General features: G+C 66.1%; 16 protein-coding genes. 10 read left to right on the forward strand and 6 right to left on the reverse strand.

The genetic code is table 11. From position 1 onward, the window contains the following. Positions 1-176: 176 nt before the first annotated feature. The gene (locus tag GA0061099_RS06925; RefSeq protein ID WP_050995911.1) at positions 177-1,622 is read right to left on the reverse strand and encodes a TAXI family TRAP transporter solute-binding subunit; all 1,446 of its coding nucleotides are present in this window, start codon (positions 1,620-1,622) and stop codon (positions 177-179) included. A gap of 152 nt (positions 1,623-1,774) precedes the next feature. Here GA0061099_RS06925 and GA0061099_RS06930 point away from each other — a divergent pair, with 152 nt between their 5' ends. Next, a complete protein-coding gene (locus GA0061099_RS06930; RefSeq protein ID WP_036002826.1) occupies positions 1,775-2,065 on the forward strand; it encodes a 4a-hydroxytetrahydrobiopterin dehydratase in 291 nt (96 codons plus the stop codon). Positions 2,066-2,179: 114 nt separating this feature from the next. Further along, complete coding sequence (locus tag GA0061099_RS06935) at positions 2,180-2,566, forward strand: YkvA family protein (protein WP_036024189.1); 387 nt, start codon at positions 2,180-2,182, stop codon at positions 2,564-2,566. A 173-nt stretch (positions 2,567-2,739) separates the two neighbouring features. Here the strand turns inward: GA0061099_RS06935 and GA0061099_RS06940 are convergent, their stop codons facing one another. Then, the gene (locus GA0061099_RS06940; RefSeq protein WP_036002812.1) at positions 2,740-3,714 is read right to left on the reverse strand and encodes an NADPH:quinone oxidoreductase family protein; all 975 of its coding nucleotides are present in this window, start codon (positions 3,712-3,714) and stop codon (positions 2,740-2,742) included. A gap of 254 nt (positions 3,715-3,968) precedes the next feature. Between GA0061099_RS06940 and GA0061099_RS06945 the strand changes: the two genes are divergently transcribed. From GA0061099_RS06945 to GA0061099_RS06975, 7 genes are all read left to right on the forward strand, one after another. Next, positions 3,969-4,808, forward strand: coding sequence for an SDR family oxidoreductase (locus tag GA0061099_RS06945; protein ID WP_036024188.1), 840 nt, complete (start codon positions 3,969-3,971; stop codon positions 4,806-4,808). A 116-nt stretch (positions 4,809-4,924) separates the two neighbouring features. Next, the gene (locus tag GA0061099_RS06950) at positions 4,925-5,593 is read left to right on the forward strand and encodes an invasion associated locus B family protein (protein ID WP_036002810.1); all 669 of its coding nucleotides are present in this window, start codon (positions 4,925-4,927) and stop codon (positions 5,591-5,593) included. A gap of 187 nt (positions 5,594-5,780) precedes the next feature. Beyond that, on the forward strand, positions 5,781-6,983 hold the full coding sequence (rlmN, locus tag GA0061099_RS06955) for a dual-specificity RNA methyltransferase RlmN (RefSeq protein ID WP_036024187.1): 1,203 nt from the start codon (positions 5,781-5,783) through the stop codon (positions 6,981-6,983). 163 nt (positions 6,984-7,146) lie between these two features. Then, on the forward strand, positions 7,147-7,641 hold the full coding sequence (locus tag GA0061099_RS06960) for a hypothetical protein (RefSeq protein ID WP_036024186.1): 495 nt from the start codon (positions 7,147-7,149) through the stop codon (positions 7,639-7,641). Positions 7,642-7,698: 57 nt separating this feature from the next. Further along, a complete protein-coding gene (locus GA0061099_RS06965; protein ID WP_036002803.1) occupies positions 7,699-8,475 on the forward strand; it encodes a phosphatase PAP2 family protein in 777 nt (258 codons plus the stop codon). Between the two features lie 91 nt (positions 8,476-8,566). Then, positions 8,567-9,904, forward strand: coding sequence for an argininosuccinate synthase (gene argG / locus GA0061099_RS06970; protein WP_036024185.1), 1,338 nt, complete (start codon positions 8,567-8,569; stop codon positions 9,902-9,904). Between the two features lie 114 nt (positions 9,905-10,018). After that, entirely contained in the window at positions 10,019-11,776 is a 1,758-nt protein-coding gene (locus GA0061099_RS06975; protein WP_036024183.1) for an alkaline phosphatase, read from the forward strand. Positions 11,777-11,869: 93 nt separating this feature from the next. Here GA0061099_RS06975 and GA0061099_RS06980 read toward each other — a convergent pair whose 3' ends face one another. Then, on the reverse strand, positions 11,870-12,490 hold the full coding sequence (locus GA0061099_RS06980) for a TetR/AcrR family transcriptional regulator (protein ID WP_074447591.1): 621 nt from the start codon (positions 12,488-12,490) through the stop codon (positions 11,870-11,872). A gap of 231 nt (positions 12,491-12,721) precedes the next feature. On the opposite strand from GA0061099_RS06980, the gene GA0061099_RS06985 reads away from it, so the two are divergent. Further along, complete coding sequence (locus tag GA0061099_RS06985; RefSeq protein ID WP_036024178.1) at positions 12,722-13,678, forward strand: homocysteine S-methyltransferase family protein; 957 nt, start codon at positions 12,722-12,724, stop codon at positions 13,676-13,678. 49 nt (positions 13,679-13,727) lie between these two features. Here GA0061099_RS06985 and GA0061099_RS06990 read toward each other — a convergent pair whose 3' ends face one another. From GA0061099_RS06990 to GA0061099_RS07000, 3 genes are all read right to left on the reverse strand, one after another. Then, the gene (locus GA0061099_RS06990) at positions 13,728-15,953 is read right to left on the reverse strand and encodes an OmpA family protein (RefSeq protein WP_074447592.1); all 2,226 of its coding nucleotides are present in this window, start codon (positions 15,951-15,953) and stop codon (positions 13,728-13,730) included. 184 nt (positions 15,954-16,137) lie between these two features. Beyond that, complete coding sequence (locus GA0061099_RS06995; protein ID WP_036024169.1) at positions 16,138-16,380, reverse strand: hypothetical protein; 243 nt, start codon at positions 16,378-16,380, stop codon at positions 16,138-16,140. 81 nt (positions 16,381-16,461) lie between these two features. Beyond that, entirely contained in the window at positions 16,462-16,848 is a 387-nt protein-coding gene (locus GA0061099_RS07000) for a VOC family protein (protein ID WP_036024166.1), read from the reverse strand. Positions 16,849-16,863: the final 15 nt, after the last annotated feature.

Raw genomic sequence — 16,863 nt, forward strand, 5'->3', positions numbered from 1 at the left:
CGAACCCGAGCTTGCGGGGGAGTCCGTCATTCCGGGGCGCGGAGCGCGAACCCGGAATCCATGTCTCCCCGCGAATGCTGCGCAACGGATTCCGGGTTCGATGCTTCGCATCGCCCCGGAATGACGTTGGGAGCTATATTGAGACAATGTGACGCAGCAATAACGCGCGCGGGCGCTCACGCGTTGCCGGCGGCCCGGAACTGCGCGCTGGCACGTTGCAGGTTCGGCGGCAGGCTGAACAGCACAGCCTTGCGGTCGGCGACGGCGGCGTGGAACTGGTCGAGTGCGATGTTGAAGGCGGTGAGCGCGGCTTCCTCGATCGCGCCGTGATCGAAGCAGCGCAGCGTGTCGCGCAGGATCTCGTCGGCCTCGGTCTGCATCTGGTCCAGCTCTTCGGTCGTCTCGCACTTGCGTGCCGCGGCGATCATGTCGAGCAGGCGTTCGCGCTGGTGATTGTTGTTGTCGCGCTCGTCCTTCTTCAGATAACCGGCGAACCAGGCGCCGACCGAGCCCATGGCCGAGAGCGCCATCAGGCTCCACCAGATATAGTCACTGTATTTGTCGAGAAAGGTCTTCTCCTCGCCGTCGACAAAAGCGGCTGCACCCGGATGCACCGGGATCACCGCGTCCTTGTCTGTGTCGGGCGTTTCGATCTTCGCCGCCAGCGGGAATTCCGTCACCAATTGCTGGCGCACGGCGAAGAGCTGGCGTGTGAACGCGGCGATGTCGGCCTCTGATACGCCCTTGCGCGCCACGATGTGGTGCGCGAAGCTGATGGTCTTGACCTCGTCCTCGGGACGGTCGGGCGAGCCGCCGTAGGCGCCCGCGGGAATCTCGGACGCTTCATAGACCGGATGATTCTGCGCGATCGCGTCCGCCGAATCGATGGCGAGGAAGGTTGGCGAGCCGCCCTCCCTGACCGATGCCGCGATCGCGTCCGCGGTGATCTTGCTGTTGACCGGGCCGGCCGCGAGGTAGACGTCGGCCTTCTGCGCCTTGATCGCCTCGGCAACTTCATTGACGGGAAATTGCACGATCTCGACCTTGGCCGGGTCGACGCCGTATTGGTGCAGGATCACCTTGAGCAGATTGACGTTGGCCTGGGTGCGGCCGACGACCCCGACGCGATGGCCGGCGAGCTGCGCGATCTTGGTGATCTTCGCGCCCTTCTTCTTTCCTTTGGCGGGCACGGACCACAGCACCACGACGTTCTTGCGCAGGGTCGCGACAGCCTGCGCGTTCTTCGGCACGTCGAGATCGCCGCGCACGATGGCGAGATCGACCTTGCCCTCGGCGAGCGCATGGGCACTGGCGGTCGCGCCGTCGGTCTGGATCGGGCGCAGCCGTACGTAGCTCTTGTGCTGCGCAAAGCCTTGCGTCAGCGCCTGCACGACCTTGACGTCGTCGCTGTTGGCGGGGCCGACCGCGATTCTGAGCGTCACGGGACGCATCGCGAAGTAATAGCCGCCTGCGACCACGCCAACGATCGCAAGCAGGAACGCCAGAGACACGAGCGCCGTCTTCCGCGCCGCGGATCGCGGCGAAGGCGGAGGGGGCGTTTCGGCCAGGTCCAATCCCCCGGTCATCGGTCTCCCAAACAGGCGCTTCAGGCTCGGTTTCATCTTGGCCGGCGATTTACGCCCGCAATTGTAGCAAATTTCTTGTCCGGCGGGGTTACATCTCCGTCATGGTTAGCGGATGCAGGAAATCCCGTATGAACCGGGGCGCCGGGGCGGTGTTAGAGTAAAGTTCCCCCTAGAGGACGGAGACGACCATGGCAGAACGGCTCTCGGCGGAGGCGCGCAGGCAGGCGCTGGGCGGACTATCCGGCTGGACTGACGTCCAAGGCCGCGACGCCATCGGGAAAACCTTTGTCTTCAAGGATTTCAACGAGGCGTTCGGCTTCATGACCCGCGCCGCGCTGGTCGCCGAGAAGATGGATCACCACCCCGAATGGCGCAACGTCTACAAGACGGTGGAGGTGGTGCTGTCGACCCACGACGCCGGCGGCGTCACCGCGCGCGACATGGCGCTCGCCAAGGCGATGAACGCAATCGCAGGCTGACACCAAGCAGACGTCTTGAAGCAGACGTCTTGCAGGGACCGGCTGCATCCCCATCTTGTGATCAGCCGGGATCGGGCGGTCCTCCGCCTCCCGCAGAACGGGGAGCATTTGAGCATGGCTGCCGAGCACAGCGTTGGCTTCGAGCCGGCCGATCGGCTCGCGGAAGATCGCGAGAGCGTGCGCCGCCGCTTCTGGCGCAAGCTGAAGCGGGTCGCTGCGCATCTGCCGTTCGCGGAGGATCTACTTGCCGCCTATTACTGCGCGTTCGACCGGCAGACGCCGCGTCACGTCCAGGCTTCGCTGCTCGGTGCAATCGCCTATTTCGTCCTGCCGTTCGATTTCGTCGCGGACGTGATGCCCATGCTCGGCTTCGCCGATGACGCCGCCGTGCTCGCCACTGCCATCCGCATGGTTGCCGGTCACATCACGAACGAGCATCGCGAGGCCGCCCGCGCCGTGCTGAGGCGCGGCGTAGATGAGGCGGACGTCGAGGCAGCGTAACAGTTTCGCCACGCCTTCCGCTGTCATTCCCCGCGAAGGCGGGGAATCCAGTACGCCGCGGCCTCCCGGTTCAATCGCTGACGTCACGGAGTACTGGATCGCCCGCCTTCGCGGGCGATGACAGTGAGTGTGTGGTGTGCAGGTCGCGACAAACGCGTTTCCGTCTCGCATCCTCACGGATGCAAGATCACCTTGCCCATGGCCTGACGTCCCGCCAACACCTTCAACGCATCGGCCGTCTGCGCCAGCGGGAAGGTGCGGTCGACATGCGATGAGATCTTGCCTTCCGCGGTCCACTTCACCAGCTTCTCCAGATTGGCGCGGTTCTTGGCCGGGTTGAGCCGGGTCCAGGCGCCCCAGAACACGCCGCGGATGTCGCAGCCCTTCAGGAGCGCGAGGTTCAGCGGCATCTTGGGAATGTCGCCGGCGGCAAAGCCGATGACGAGGAAGCGGCCTTCCCATGCGATCGAGCGCAGCGCCTGTTCGGCGTAAGCACCACCAACGGGATCGAAGATGATGTCGACGCCCTTGCCGCCGGTGAGCTTGCGCAGGCCTTCCTTCAGATCTTCCTTGGCGTAGTTCAGCGTCAGCTCGGCGCCGTGCGCCTTGGCGAATTCGAGCTTCTCGTCCGACGAGGCGCAGGCGATCACCTTCAAGCCCATCAGCTTGCCGAGCTCGCAGGCCGCAAGGCCGGTGCCGCCGGCCGCGCCCAGCACAGCGAGCGTCTCGCCCGGCTTGGGGCTGGCGCGATCTTCCAGCGCATGCAGCGCGGTGCCGTAGATGATGATGATGCCGGCCGCGCGGTCGTAGTCGAGATTGTCGGGGATCTTCACGATCGATGCCGCCGGCAGCGCGATCTTCTCGCGTGCGCCGTTGTGGCCGCAGGAGGCGACCACGCGATCGCCGACCTTGAGATCAGTGACACCAGCGCCGATGCTCTCGATCACGCCCGCAACTTCCGCGGCCGGCGAGAACGGGAACGGCGGCTTGATCTGGTACTTGCCCTGGATCATCAGGATGTCGAAGAAATTCAGCGCCGCCGCCTTGATCGCGATCACGGCTTCGCCGGGCCCCGCCACCGGATCGGGCACCTCAGTCAGGACGAGGTCGTCGGGCTGGCAATATTGCGAGCAGAGGATGGCTTTCATGGCGGCACCTTGAGGGCGTTTCGGGTGGAATTATAGTTTGGCCGTTTCTGCCGGATTTAGGCAGTGGCGACAATCCGGATTCTTTGTCTGGGGTCAGCGACGGCCTATCCTCCGTCGTTGCGAGCGCAGCGAAGCAATCCAGAGTCCGTCCTGCGGAATAGTCTGAATTGCTTCGCGAAGCCCGTCATCGGGCCGCGCTTCGCGCGGACCCGGTGGCTCGCAATGACGAAATCCGCGGAGAAAGGATTCAAACGATGTTTGAAACAAGCCTGCTGAAGAACAAGCGCATCCTCATTACCGGGGGTGGTTCGGGTCTGGGCGCTGCGATGGGGCGTCGCTTCCTCGCGCTCGGCGCTGAGCTCGTGATCTGCGGCCGCAAGCTCGAGCGGCTCGAGGCGACGGCGCGCGAGATGCGCGACGAGACCGGCAGCACGGTCATCACCATCGCCTGCGATATCCGCGACGGTGCGGCGGTCGACGGCATGATGGATGCGATCTGGCGCGAGGCGCCGCTCGACATCCTCGTCAACAATGCCGCTGCCACCTTCATCGCACAGAGCGAGCATCTCTCCTTCCGCGCCGCGGACGCGATCCTGGCGCCGACACTGCATGGCGCGATGTATTGCACGCTCGCCGCCGGCAGGCGCTGGATCGAGGCTAACCATCGCGGCGTCGTGCTGTCGATCCTCTCGACCTCCACCATTACCGGCCGCGCCTTCACCGTTCCCTCGGCGATGGCGAAATCCGCACTGCTGGCGATGACCAGGAGTCTTGCGGTGGAATGGGGCCCGAAGGGCATCCGGACCGTGGCGATCGCGCCGGGCCCGTTTCCGACCGCAGGGGCCACCGGGCAGCTCCGTCCCGAAGGCCGCGACGAAGGCTGGACCTCGCGCAATCCGCTCGGCCGCACCGGCGAGCACGGCGAGCTCGCCGATCTCGCCAGCTTCCTGGTCTCGGATCACGCCGCCTACATCAATGGCGAGATGGTGGTGATCGACGGTGGCGCGCATCTGCGCAGTTCCGGCGCCGAGGATTTGCTCGGCTGGACCGAGGCGCAATGGGCCGCGCAACGCGCCGCCCGATCCAGGGCCTAGCCGCCGAAGATACCGCTAACTGCCTTCCCAAATTGAACTTTCCCGGCTATCCCTGCCCGGGGACAAAGCGCGCTCGGGCCATCTTCCAGTCACAATATTGAGGGAACCACTGCGGCATGTGGCGGGTGCTGATTTTAGCTTTGATGACTGGCGTGGCGGCCGGGGGAATCGCCGTGTCTGCGCGGGCGCAGACGGCGCAACCGACGCCCAAGTCCAGTCCAGCTCCAAAAGAGGCGGCACCGAAGCCGGCGGCGCCGCCGGCCAACACCAACGCAAAGGCGGCCCCGAAGCCCGAGAGCAAGCCGGCGGCCCCGGCTGCGGCCGTTGCGGGGGGCGCGGAGCCGACCCTGATCGGGCAGTTCGGCACCTGGGGTGCCTATTCGGCGACGCCGAACGGCAAGAAGGTCTGTTTCGCGCTGGCCAAGCCGTCATCGTCGAAAACCAACCCGCCGAACCGGCCGCGCGACCCCGCCTATGCCTTCGTCTCGACCCGGCCGGCCGAGAAGGTCAACAACGAAGTCTCGGTCATGATCGGCTATGCGCTGAAGCCGGGCTCGGAATCGACCGCCGAGGTCGGCGGCGCCTCCTTCGCCATGTACACGCAGGGGGACGGGCTCTGGATCAAGAACGCGGCCGAGGAGGAGCGGATGGTCGAAGCCATGCGCAAATCCGCCGATCTCGTCGTCAAAGGCGTCTCGGCCAAGGGGACCGAGACGACCGACACCTTCTCGCTGAAGGGCCTCGCCCAGGCGCTCGACAAGATCGCGCAGGATTGCCGGCGTTAAGACTGCGGGCGATAAGGTCGCAATCGGCGGTTCCGGTTGTTATATAGGGGCCGTTCCAGATTTCTTCGTCATTCCGGGGCGCGCACAGCACGAACCCGGAATCTCCGAGGTTCCGGGTCTGGTCCTCAGGGTCGCTTCGCGATCTCTTCGGACCATCCCGGAACGACCAAGCCATTAGGTCCATTCAATGCAACCGACGACCGAGCCGCACAACGGCCTCCTGGTGGAGAAGACCCCGCTCGAAACCTATGTGCCGCCGGCCAAGCCGTCGCTGATCGGCCTGTCGCGCACCGAGCTTGCCGATCGGCTCGGCGAGATCGGTGTCGCGCCGGCCCAGCGCAAGATGCGGGTGCAGCAGCTGTGGCACTGGATCTATTTCCGCGGCGCCCAGAGCTTCGACGAGATGAGCTCGATCTCCAAGGGCATCCGCGCCGAGCTCGCCCAGCATTTCACCGTCGACCGGCCGGAAGTCGTGGCCGAGCAGATCTCCAACGACGGCACCCGCAAATGGCTGTTGCGCCTGCCGAGCGGCGACAATGTTCAGAAGGCGCATGAAGTCGAATGCGTCTACATCCCCGAGACCGACCGCGGCACGCTCTGCGTCTCCTCGCAGGTCGGCTGCACGCTCAATTGCGCCTTCTGCCACACCGGCACCCAGCGCCTGGTGCGCAACCTCACCGCCGGCGAGATCGTCGGACAGGTGATGGTCGCGCGCGACCGATTGAATGACTGGGCCGATCGCGAGGACGGCACGCGCCGCGTCACCAACATCGTGATGATGGGCATGGGCGAGCCGCTCTACAATTTCGACGCCGTGCGCGATGCGCTTCTGATCGTCGGCGACAACGAAGGCATCGGCATCTCCCGCCGCCGCATCACGTTGTCGACCTCGGGCGTGGTGCCGAACATCGTGCGCGCCGGCGAGGAGATCGGCGTCATGCTCGCGATTTCGCTGCACGCGGTGCGCGACGAGCTGCGCAACGAGCTGGTGCCGCTCAACCGCAAATATCCGATCAAGGAGCTGCTGCAGGCCTGCCGCGACTATCCCGGTGCCTCCAACGCGCGCCGCATCACCTTCGAATATGTGATGCTCAAGGGCGTCAACGATTCGCTCGACGACGCCAAGCTGCTGGTAAAGATGCTCAAGGGCATTCCGGCCAAGATCAACCTGATCCCGTTCAATCCCTGGCCCGGCACCGCTTATGAATGCTCGGACTGGGACCAGATCGAAAAGTTCTCCGAATACATCTTCAACGCCGGCTATTCCTCGCCGGTGCGCACCCCGCGCGGCCGCGACATCCTCGCCGCCTGCGGCCAGCTCAAGTCGGAGACGGAAAAGCTCTCAGCGCGCGAGCGCCAGGCGCTGCGCGCCATGGCGATGACGGATTAGTGTGTCATGCCCGTGCTCTCGCCTCCTCGTCATTGCGAGCGCAGCGAAGCAATCCAGAATATCTCCGCGGCCTCAGTCTGGATTGCTTCGTCGCATCAGCGCAAAATTGCTGCGCAATTTTGTCGCGAGCTCCTCGCAATGACGGCGAGGTGATTTTGACGTCATGTCCCTGATCGGCCGCCTCGTCGTCATCTTCATCGGCTTCCTCGCCGCCTGCTTTGTCGGCGGCATGATCGTCGTCGTCGCGCTGCTGTTTCCGGAATTCGCCGATCTCGGCGCCGGTCCGGTCGACCAGGGCACGATCGACATCCTGCTCGGCTTCGGCTTCATCTTCGTGTCGGGCTTTGCGCTGGTGCCGGCGGCGGTGATCGTCGCGATCACCGAAGCGCTCTATATCCGCAGTGCGATCGCCTATGCGGTCGGCGGCGGCCTTGTCGGGCTCGCCTGCTATCTCGGCCTCGTTCCGTTCCATTCCGACACGCTGCAGTTCGAGGGCATCGTCCGGCGTCACCTGGAGATCATGACCGGCGCGGGCATCGTTGCCGGCTTCGTCTACTGGCTGATCGCCGGCCGCAACGCCGGCGTCTGGCGCGAACCGCCGTCCCCGCGGAAACCACCGCCGCCATTGCCGGCGAATTCAAGGCCGGGCCCGCGGTGAGTTTCCTACCCTCCCCTGGGGTTTCCATCTCCATCCCACTCCGCTAAACCGCGCGCCATGAACCGTACCGGACTCTTCATTGCCCTGGCGCTGTGGCTCGTGATCGGCGTCGTCTTCGGCCTCTATCCCGAGCTCGACCTCAAGCTCGCATCGCTGTTCTTCGACGCGGAGACCAAGACGTTTCCGCTCAAGCTGAACGGGTGGGCCGGCTTTGCGCGCGATGCGGCGATGTGGATCGCCTGGGCCTTCGCCCTTCCCTCGATCGTCGCGCTCGTGGTCAAGATGATCCGGCCCGACCGGCCGCTGATGGTGCCGGGGCGTACGGTCATCTTCCTGCTGGTGACGATGACCATGTCGGCCGGTATTTTGACCAACCTGACGTTCAAGAATTATTGGGGCCGTCCGCGTCCGGTGGTGGTGACCGAGTTTGCCGGCGATCAGCAATTCGTGCCGTGGTGGGATCCGCGCGGCACTTGCGGGCGCAATTGCTCGTTCTTCTCCGGCGAAGGCGCGACGGCGTTCTGGACGCTGGCGCCGGCCGCGCTGGCGCCGCCGGCGTGGCGGCCGCTCGCCTATGCCGCCGCCGTGGTGTTCGGCGCCTTGACCAGCGCCCTGCGCATGGCCTTCGGCGGGCACTTTTTCACGGACGTGTCGATCGCCGGCCTCGTCACCTTCGTCGTGATCTGGTTCGCCTACGCGCTGATTTACCGCTGGCCGCGGACGCGGTTCTCGGACGAAGCGGTGGATGCCGCCCTGACCCGGCTGAACATGCCCGCTTACCGGCTTCGCCAGCGCCTGTTCGGCCGCAAGACCGGCCCCGAGCCCTCGGTTTGAGCCATTAAAGGGGTGCCGAGCCCCGCGAAATTTGATATTCGCGCGGTCGAACGCACCCATCACATCAGCTTGAGACCCGATTGGAAGCCCCATGACCACGATCCTGAAAAGCCTGCCCAAGGGTGAGAAAGTCGGCATCGCTTTTTCGGGCGGCCTCGACACCTCTGCGGCGCTGCTCTGGATGAAGCAGAAGGGGGCGCGCTGCTACGCCTACACCGCCAATCTCGGCCAGCCGGATGAAGCCGACTACAACGAGATCCCGCGCAAGGCGATGGAGTTCGGCGCCGAGAACGCGCGCCTCGTCGATTGCCGCACGCAGCTGGTCCACGAGGGCATCGCCGCGATCCAGTCCGGCGCCTTCCACATCTCGACCGGCGGCATCACCTATTTCAACACCACGCCGCTCGGCCGCGCCGTCACCGGCACGATGCTGGTCGCAGCGATGAAGGAAGACGGTGTCAACATCTGGGGCGACGGCTCGACCTTCAAGGGCAACGACATCGAGCGCTTCTACCGCTACGGCCTGCTCACCAATCCCGGCCTGAAGATCTACAAGCCCTGGCTCGACCAGCAGTTCATCGACGAGCTCGGCGGCCGCGCCGAGATGTCGGCATTCATGACCGCGCAAGGCTTCGCCTACAAGATGAGCGCGGAGAAGGCGTATTCGACCGACAGCAATCTGCTCGGCGCCACCCATGAGGCAAAGGATCTCGAGAGCCTCGACAGCGGCATCAAGATCGTCACCCCGATCATGGGCGTGCCGTTCTGGCGCGACGACTGCGCCGTCAAGGCCGAGAAGGTCGTGGTGCGTTTCGAGGAAGGGCAGCCGACCGCGCTGAACGGCCAGACCTTCTCCGATCCGGTCTCGCTGTTCCTCGAGGCCAACGCGATCGGCGGTCGTCACGGCCTCGGCATGAGCGACCAGATCGAGAACCGCATCATCGAGGCCAAGAGCCGGGGCATCTATGAGGCGCCCGGCATGGCGCTGCTGCACATCGCCTATGAGCGCCTCGTCACCGGCATCCACAACGAGGACACGATCGAACAGTACCGGATCAGCGGCATGCGCCTGGGGCGCCTGCTCTATCAGGGCCGCTGGTTCGATTCGCAGGCGTTGATGCTGCGCGAGACCGCACAGCGCTGGGTCGCGCGCGCCGTCACCGGCCAAGTCACGCTCGAGCTGCGCCGGGGCAACGATTATTCGATCCTCAACACCGAGAGCCCCAACCTTACCTATGCGCCGGAGCGGCTGAGCATGGAGAAGGTGGAGGACGCCGCCTTCACGCCGGCCGACCGCATCGGCCAGCTCACCATGCGCAACCTCGACATCGCCGACACCCGCACCAAGCTCGGTCTCTATTCGAAGACCGGCCTGTTGTCGGGCAGCGAAGGCTCGCAGATCTTCCGGCTCGAGAGCGACAAGGGCTGAGGCTTTCCGGAGCCCGGATTGCGCTTCGCTCCATCCGGGCACCGAGCTTAATGACGCTGTCATTCTCGGCCGCTACGCTTTCACTGTTGGAAACGGGATTGCGGAGCATCGCACATGGTCAGGGGATCGGCACTCGCCTCTCTCATTGTTCTCTGTTGGGCATCATCATCGTCGGCGCAGACGATCTATCCGATCGATCGCGCCGAGATCCTGGCCGGAGCCAAGTTCGACTTCAAGGTCGAGCTCCCGGGGCTGATCGATCCCGCCAAGTTGAAGGTGACGGTGAACGGCGCGGATTACGCGGCCGCGTTCGGCCGCTCCGGAACCTTCGTCGAGCGCGAGGACGGCAAGGAGCAGTCGGCCCTGGTCCTGCGCGACGTCACGCTGACCAAGCCGGGCAGCGTAAACGTGGATGTGAGCGACGGCACGCGCCAGCGCAGCGTCACATGGACGGTTTACGACACCGGCCCGCGCAAGGCGAAGAACGTCATCCTGTTCATCGGCGACGGCATGTCGCCGGCGCATCGGGTCGCCGCGCGAATCCTGTCCAAGGGCATTTCGGAAGGCAAGAGCCGCGGCAAGCTCGCCATCGACGACATGCCCCATATGGCGCTGGTGGCAACCGCCGGCTCGGACTCGATCATCACGGACTCCGCGAACTCGGCGAGCGCCTATGCGACCGGGCACAAGAGCGCCGTCAATGCCCTCGGCGTCTATGCCGACCGCAGCGCGAGCCCGCTCGACGATCCCAAGGTCGAAACCATCACCAGCCTCGCCAAAAGGCGGCTCGGCATGGCGATCGGTGTCGTCACCAATACCGAGATCGAAGACGCGACGCCGGCGGCGATGGTCGCGCACACCCGCCGGCGTGCCGCCTATGACGACATCGTCGAGCAGTTCTTCGCGGCAAAGCCGGATGTGATGATGGGCGGCGGCAGCGCGAATTTTCTGCCGAAGTCGGCTGCCGGCTCCAAGCGCAAGGACGAGACCGACTACATCGCGAAGTTTCGCGATGCCGGCTATCAGGTGGCGACCACCGCGGGCGAGCTCAGCGCCTCCGCCGCCAAGCAGGAGACGAGCAAGCTGCTCGGCCTGTTCGCCACCGGCAACATGGACGGCGCGCTCGACCGCAAATTCCTCAAGGGCGGCGGCGTCAAGAAATTCCCCGAGCAGCCTGATCTGACCGAGCAGGTGCAGGCGGCGTTGAAAATCCTCTCGAAGAACGAAGCCGGCTTCTTCCTGATGGTCGAATCCGGAATGATCGACAAATACGCGCATTTGCTCGACATGGAGCGCGCGGTCTACGACACGATCATGCTCGACAACGCGGTGCGTCAGACGCGCGAATGGGCGCGCGCACGCGGCGACGACACCCTCATCCTGGTGCTGGCCGATCACAATCACCCCAACAGCCTGGTCGGCACGGTGAACGACGACATGGGCACGACGCCCAACGTGCCCTTGCGCGAGCGCGTCGGGGTCTACGATCAGGCCGGATTCCCCAACTATCCCGCGCCGGATGCGGAAGGTTATCCGTCACGCATCGACGTGAGCCGCCGGCTTGCCATCTTCTCGGCGAGCCTGCCCGATCATTACGAGACGTTCCGTCCGAAGCTCGACAATCCCAACGAGCCGACCGTCAAGGCCGGCGACGACGGCACCTTCAAGGCCAACGACAAATACAAGGAGGTCCCGGGCGCGGTGCTGCGCCCCGGCAATCTGTCGTCGCTGGTCGGCGCCAGCGTGCATTCGGGCGAGGACGTCATTGTCACGGCGGCGGGCCCGGGGAGCGAGCGCGTGCACGGCTCGATGGACAATACCGAAGTGTTCCGCGTCATGGCCGAGGCGCTGGGATTGGCTGCGCGAGAATGATGGGGGCGACTGGCCAACCTGGGCCCAATCACATTCCTGCCGCTGGCGAGCGCGGCAGGACGGGCCGCCCTGGTCCGCTCACGTTCCATCAATTCACGACGAGTGAGGCGGCGTGAAGACCAGCTTCACGCAGCTGCGGAAGAGCAGGATCTGTCGCTCCAGCCGCTTCGGGTCGTTGAGCGTCTTCGACATGATGATTGCGCCGTCGACCACGCACGAGATCATCTCCGCGAGATCGTCGAGGTCGATCGGCTCGCGGGGCGGATAGACCGCGGCGATGCCGTCGAGAATCTCGCGGAAGTGCGCATTCCAGCTCCGGACCGATTGTGCAGTCAGATCGCGAACATCGCGGTCGAACAAGCGCTCCTGGTAGCAGATGCTGGCGATCAGACAGCCGGGATGGCCGTTCGGCAGATCGGCCATGACTTCAGCGAGTAGTTTCAGCGAGATCAGGAACGACTGCAGCGGGTCGTCGGAGAGCTCACGTCCGCGCCTGAAGATCTCATCGAACAGGCGGTCATTCGTATCCACGTACCGGCGCAGCATCTCCCGTGCGAGCGCGTTCTTGTCCCTGAAGTGATAGAAGAAGCCGCTCTTGGTCAGTCCGGCCTCGGCAATGACCTCCTCGATCGAGGTGGCGCCGAAGCCCTTTGCAAGCACCGCCGCTTCCGCGATCTCGAGAATGCGCTCGCGCGTCGCTTCGCCCTTTCCCATCGATGTCTCCAGAACTGTACCGACGGTGCGGAAATTGGCCCTTGGGGGCCAAGGCCCACTCCGCGTGACTCCTGCAAATCATTGATTTGTCTCCGCTTGCGGGTGGAAGTTCAGCCGCACCACGGGGCTTCTAGAGCGACGCGACATTATGCGGCACCAAATGCCGCGACCGAACACGGGCCTAGCGCGACCGAGTGAAGAGAGCGGCCCGTCCAAATGATGGAGCGATCAATGGCCAGATACAGACATGGTCTGCCGCAGCGCGGCGGCGGCATTTTCCTGACCGATGGCGGCATGGAAACAACCCTCATCTTTCAGCACGGGCTGGAGCTGCCCCACTTTGCGGCATTCGTGCTGCTCGACAGCGCGGATGGCCGCGCGCATTTGAGGCAGTACTACGAAGCCTACCTGCGTATCGCGCGGCAGCATGGGCTCGGCTTTGTCCTCGACAGTCCGACCTGGCGCGCCAACCCCAATTGGGGCGCCAAGCTCGGCTATGATGCGGCCAGGCTTAAGGCCATCAACATGCGCGCCATCCGCTTCCTCGACGAGTTGCGCGGCGTCTGGGAGTTGCCCGGCACGCCTTGCGTCATCAATGGCGCGATCGGTCCGCGAGGCGACGGCTACAAGGCCGGCAACATGGACGCGGCGGAGGCGGAAGCCTACCACTCAGGCCAGATCGCGGCCTTCGCCGAGGCGGGCGCCGACATGGTGACTGCATTCACGCTGAACAGCATCAACGAAGCGGTGGGCGTGGTCCGTGCAGCCAAGAGGCAGGACATTCCGGTCGCCATCTCTTTCACGGTCGAAACCGATGGCCGCCTCGTCCGGGGAGAGTCGCTGCGCGAGGCGATCGAGGCGGTCGACGACGCAACTGAACGTGCCTGCGAATACTTCCTGATCAATTGCGCGCACCCAACTCACTTCGAGAGTGCACTCGCCGCAGGCGAGGCGTGGGTTCAGCGCATCCACGGCATCAGAGCCAATGCATCGGTCAAGAGCCACGCCGAGCTCGACGAATCGGAGGCGCTTGACAGTGGTGATCCCCAAGATCTCGGCCGCCGCTACCATTTGCTCAGGCGCGCATTCCCCGGCATGCGCATTCTCGGCGGCTGTTGCGGCACCGATCACCGGCATGTTGCCGCCGTTTGCGAGGCATGCCTGCCGTCGGAAGCAATGACGGCGTGACAAGAAAAATGGCCGGGATCGCTCCCGGCCATTGTCTTCTGCGAAGGTCTTACTGGCGCGGCGGAGGCGCCGCGTTGGCCTGGTCGCCGTTGAGCAACGGCGTGATGCGACGGACGGTGACGCGCCGGTTGATCAGGCTCGCGCCTTGCGTCTGCTCCTTCAGATACTGCTCGCCATAGCCCTGCGACGTCAGGTTCTCCGCGGGCACACTGAATTGCTGCGTCAGCAATTCAGCTGCGGCCTGCGCGCGGCGATCCGACAGCGACAGATTGTCGACCTCGTTGCCGACCGCATCGGTGTGGCCCTCGATCAGGAACACCTCCTGCGGGTTGGCCTGGAGCGCCTGGTTGATGCCGTCGGCGATCACTTGCAGCCGCGCCGCCTGATCCGGCGGAATGGTCCACGATCCGGTCTCGAAGTTGATCGTGTTGACGTCGATGCTCGGCATCTGCATGCGAACATTCGGGCTGTAGCGGATCTCGTCGAGCGAGTAGCGCCGGTCGATCCGCTGCACCGGCGGAGCCCGCATCGTTTCGTAGATCACCTGCGGCGGCGCCTCCTGGGCGTCGACGATGTAGCGATCGTAGGGAATGTTGACCACCGGCGGCGGCACGTCGACGTAGAAGCCGCCGACCGCCCGCGGATCGCGGTAGGTGTTGTCGATGATCACGATCTCGCGTCCGCGCGGGTCCCGGCGGATACGACGCAGCAGCGAGCCGTCCGGCCCGACCACGGTGATCACCTCGCTGCCGTCGGGACGGATCACGACGGTGCGGGTTTCGCCGCCGACGGTGTCGGTGCGGATGTCGCGGGCGCCATAGCGGAAGCGATAGAGATCGTTGCCGCGGACGTAAGCCTGCCCGCCCGGATCGCGGATGATGATGCGGTCCGGCTCGGTGTAGACGGTGCGGCCGCCTTCGACGACCTCGCGCCGCTGGTTATGGATATCGGCGATGGTGGCGCCGATCACGGCGCCGGCCACCACGCCCGCGCCGATCGCGAGCGGCGTCAGGTCACGCTGCTGCGGACGCGGCGGCGGCGGCAGGGGCGCGGCGACTGTCGGCGCGGCGCGGAAAGCCGGCGCGACCGTCGGCGGTCTGTATTGTGCCCGGTCGGGCGGCGGCGCTGCGGCCGGCGTGCCGGGCACCACGGTCGGAGCCGCGGCGCCGGCCGGAGGTGCCGGCGGCCGGGCGGGCGCACCAGCCTGCGGCGGCGCAGCCGGAGTCCCGGCGGCGGGCGCGCCGGCAGGAGGCGTTCCACCCTGTTGTCCCGGGGCTGGCGTCGCTGTCGGGGCCGGGGTTGCGCCGGGCGCGGGCGTTGCCGACCCCGGACGTCCGGGCGGCGGGGGTGGCGGCGTGCTGCCGGGCGCGGGCGTTGCCGTTGGAGCGGGCGTGGCGCCGGGTGCGGGTGATCCCGCCGGGGGCGGCGGCGCGCCAGGACGTACGCCGGGCGGAGGTGCGCCGGGGCGACCAGCCGGCGCTGCGCCGGGCGTGCTGCCGGGAGCCGGCGTTGCGGTTGGCGCAGGTGGCGTCGTCGGTGCCGGGGTCGCCGTTGGAGCCGGCGTGACTGCCGGCGCAGGCGCGCCGGGGCGGGCCGGGGGCGCGGCTGTCGGAGCAGGCGGTGTTGCCGTAGGCGCAGGCGCGGGAGTCGGCCGAGCCGGCGGAGCCGCTGCGGGAGGGGGCGGCGGCGGGGGCGGGGTCGGACGAGCGGCAGGCGGTGGTGTAGTCGGGGCCTGCTGCTGCGGCGCCGCCGCAGGGGGCGGTGCGGGCGGCGTGGGAGCCGGGCGTGCGGCAGGCGGCGGCGGGGCAGCGGGACGCGCGGCCGGAGGCGGCGGTGTCGGGGCTTGCTGCTGCGGGGCCGCGGCCGGAGGCGGCGAAGGCTGCTTCGGAGCAGCAGGCGGCGGCGGGGGCGGCGGAGGCGCCGGACGGGCTGCAGGGGGAGGCGGCGGCGGAGGTGCCGGGCGGGCCGCAGGGGGAGGCGGAGGCGGTGGCGGCGCTGCCGGGCGCGGCGGTGCTGCGGCCGGCGGAGGAGCTGCAGGCGGCTGGGGCGGTGCAGCCGCCGGCGGCGCAGCCGCGGGGCGTGCGGGTGCTGCAGGCGGCGCCGCGCCTGGCGGTCCCTTCGGCGGCTGCTTCGGTCTTCCGTCAGGGCCCGCGTCCTGCGGCTGGGCCTGAGCGACGACGAACGGCGCAGCGTCTTGCGCATGCGATGCGGTGTTGGCCAATTGCATCGCGGTCAGAGCCGTCGTCGCAAGCAGCACGAAACGAAGGTTGGTCATGTGGTGAATTTCCCCGGAAGGTTCTTTGTCGAAGTGTCGGGATGAACGGCCAAGCGTTAGGCCGCATTGTGGCGGGCGATGCAACTGCGACCCGATTTATTTCTGCACGCAAATCATCTCACTATGGCAACGTTCATTGCGCATTCAGACGCTGGTGGCAATCGCCTGACATTGCTTCGCTGCTTCACGCGTGATCGCGCAGCGGAATCGCATCCGTCGCAGGATTGGGCGTGAGCGGCCCGTTCGGTCCGCGCGATGGGATCTCCTCAGGCATGCGGCCCGGCAATTCGTCGGGCCGCGGCGGCGAGCCGGGCTCGCGCACCGGCGGCGTGATTTCGGGCTGCGGATTGCCGGGCGGGATTCCGGGCGGCGGCTCAGTCGGCGTACCGGGCGTCGACGGCGGAATCTCGGGCGGTTCAATCGGCATCGGCATCATCGGGATCGTTGTCAGAGAACAACAACGAAGGTGCAGCACCGATGTTCCGCGTCACATCGCTTCGAGACCGGATTATTCCGGCGTGTGGCAGACCGCTTCGATGTTGTGGCCGTCGGGGTCGAGCACGAAGGCGCCGTAATAGTTCGCGTGATAATGCGGGCGGATGCCGGGCGGGCCGTTGTCGCGGCCGCCGGCCGCCATCGCCGTCTTGTAGAACGCATCGACGGTGGCGCGGTCATTGGCGCGGATGGCGACATGCACCGGCTTGTTCATCGCGCCTTCGTCCCCGATCCAGAAATCGGGCTTGCCGTCGGCACCGAAGCCTGCAGCCGCAGCGTGTCCGGTCTGCTCGGCAGTGACCTCCATGATCAGGCTGTAGCCGAGCGGCGCCAGTGCCTTCGCATAGAACGCCTTGGCGCGCTCATAGTCGGAGACGGAGAATCCCAGATGATCGATCATCGCAACCTCCCTTGT

The sequence above is a fragment of the Bradyrhizobium yuanmingense genome (assembly GCF_900094575.1).
Classification (GTDB): Bacteria; Pseudomonadota; Alphaproteobacteria; order Rhizobiales; family Xanthobacteraceae; genus Bradyrhizobium; species Bradyrhizobium yuanmingense.

What these genes read in the sequence shown, in the direction of transcription:
- GA0061099_RS06975 (WP_036024183.1), top strand. Translation starts at nt 10,019, where the DNA reads ATGGTCAGGGGATCGGCACTCGCCTCTCTCATTGTTCTCTGTTGGGCA.
- GA0061099_RS06945 (WP_036024188.1), top strand. Translation starts at nt 3,969, where the DNA reads ATGTTTGAAACAAGCCTGCTGAAGAACAAGCGCATCCTCATTACCGGG.
- GA0061099_RS06940 (WP_036002812.1), bottom strand. Translation starts at nt 3,714, where the DNA reads ATGAAAGCCATCCTCTGCTCGCAATATTGCCAGCCCGACGACCTCGTC.
- GA0061099_RS06965 (WP_036002803.1), top strand. Translation starts at nt 7,699, where the DNA reads ATGAACCGTACCGGACTCTTCATTGCCCTGGCGCTGTGGCTCGTGATC.
- GA0061099_RS06980 (WP_074447591.1), bottom strand. Translation starts at nt 12,490, where the DNA reads ATGGGAAAGGGCGAAGCGACGCGCGAGCGCATTCTCGAGATCGCGGAA.
- argG (WP_036024185.1), top strand. Translation starts at nt 8,567, where the DNA reads ATGACCACGATCCTGAAAAGCCTGCCCAAGGGTGAGAAAGTCGGCATC.
- GA0061099_RS06960 (WP_036024186.1), top strand. Translation starts at nt 7,147, where the DNA reads ATGTCCCTGATCGGCCGCCTCGTCGTCATCTTCATCGGCTTCCTCGCC.
- GA0061099_RS06990 (WP_074447592.1), bottom strand. Translation starts at nt 15,953, where the DNA reads ATGACCAACCTTCGTTTCGTGCTGCTTGCGACGACGGCTCTGACCGCG.
- GA0061099_RS06995 (WP_036024169.1), bottom strand. Translation starts at nt 16,380, where the DNA reads ATGCCGATTGAACCGCCCGAGATTCCGCCGTCGACGCCCGGTACGCCG.
- GA0061099_RS06925 (WP_050995911.1), bottom strand. Translation starts at nt 1,622, where the DNA reads ATGAAACCGAGCCTGAAGCGCCTGTTTGGGAGACCGATGACCGGGGGA.
- GA0061099_RS06935 (WP_036024189.1), top strand. Translation starts at nt 2,180, where the DNA reads ATGGCTGCCGAGCACAGCGTTGGCTTCGAGCCGGCCGATCGGCTCGCG.
- GA0061099_RS06950 (WP_036002810.1), top strand. Translation starts at nt 4,925, where the DNA reads ATGTGGCGGGTGCTGATTTTAGCTTTGATGACTGGCGTGGCGGCCGGG.
- GA0061099_RS06985 (WP_036024178.1), top strand. Translation starts at nt 12,722, where the DNA reads ATGGCCAGATACAGACATGGTCTGCCGCAGCGCGGCGGCGGCATTTTC.
- GA0061099_RS07000 (WP_036024166.1), bottom strand. Translation starts at nt 16,848, where the DNA reads ATGATCGATCATCTGGGATTCTCCGTCTCCGACTATGAGCGCGCCAAG.
- GA0061099_RS06930 (WP_036002826.1), top strand. Translation starts at nt 1,775, where the DNA reads ATGGCAGAACGGCTCTCGGCGGAGGCGCGCAGGCAGGCGCTGGGCGGA.
- rlmN (WP_036024187.1), top strand. Translation starts at nt 5,781, where the DNA reads ATGCAACCGACGACCGAGCCGCACAACGGCCTCCTGGTGGAGAAGACC.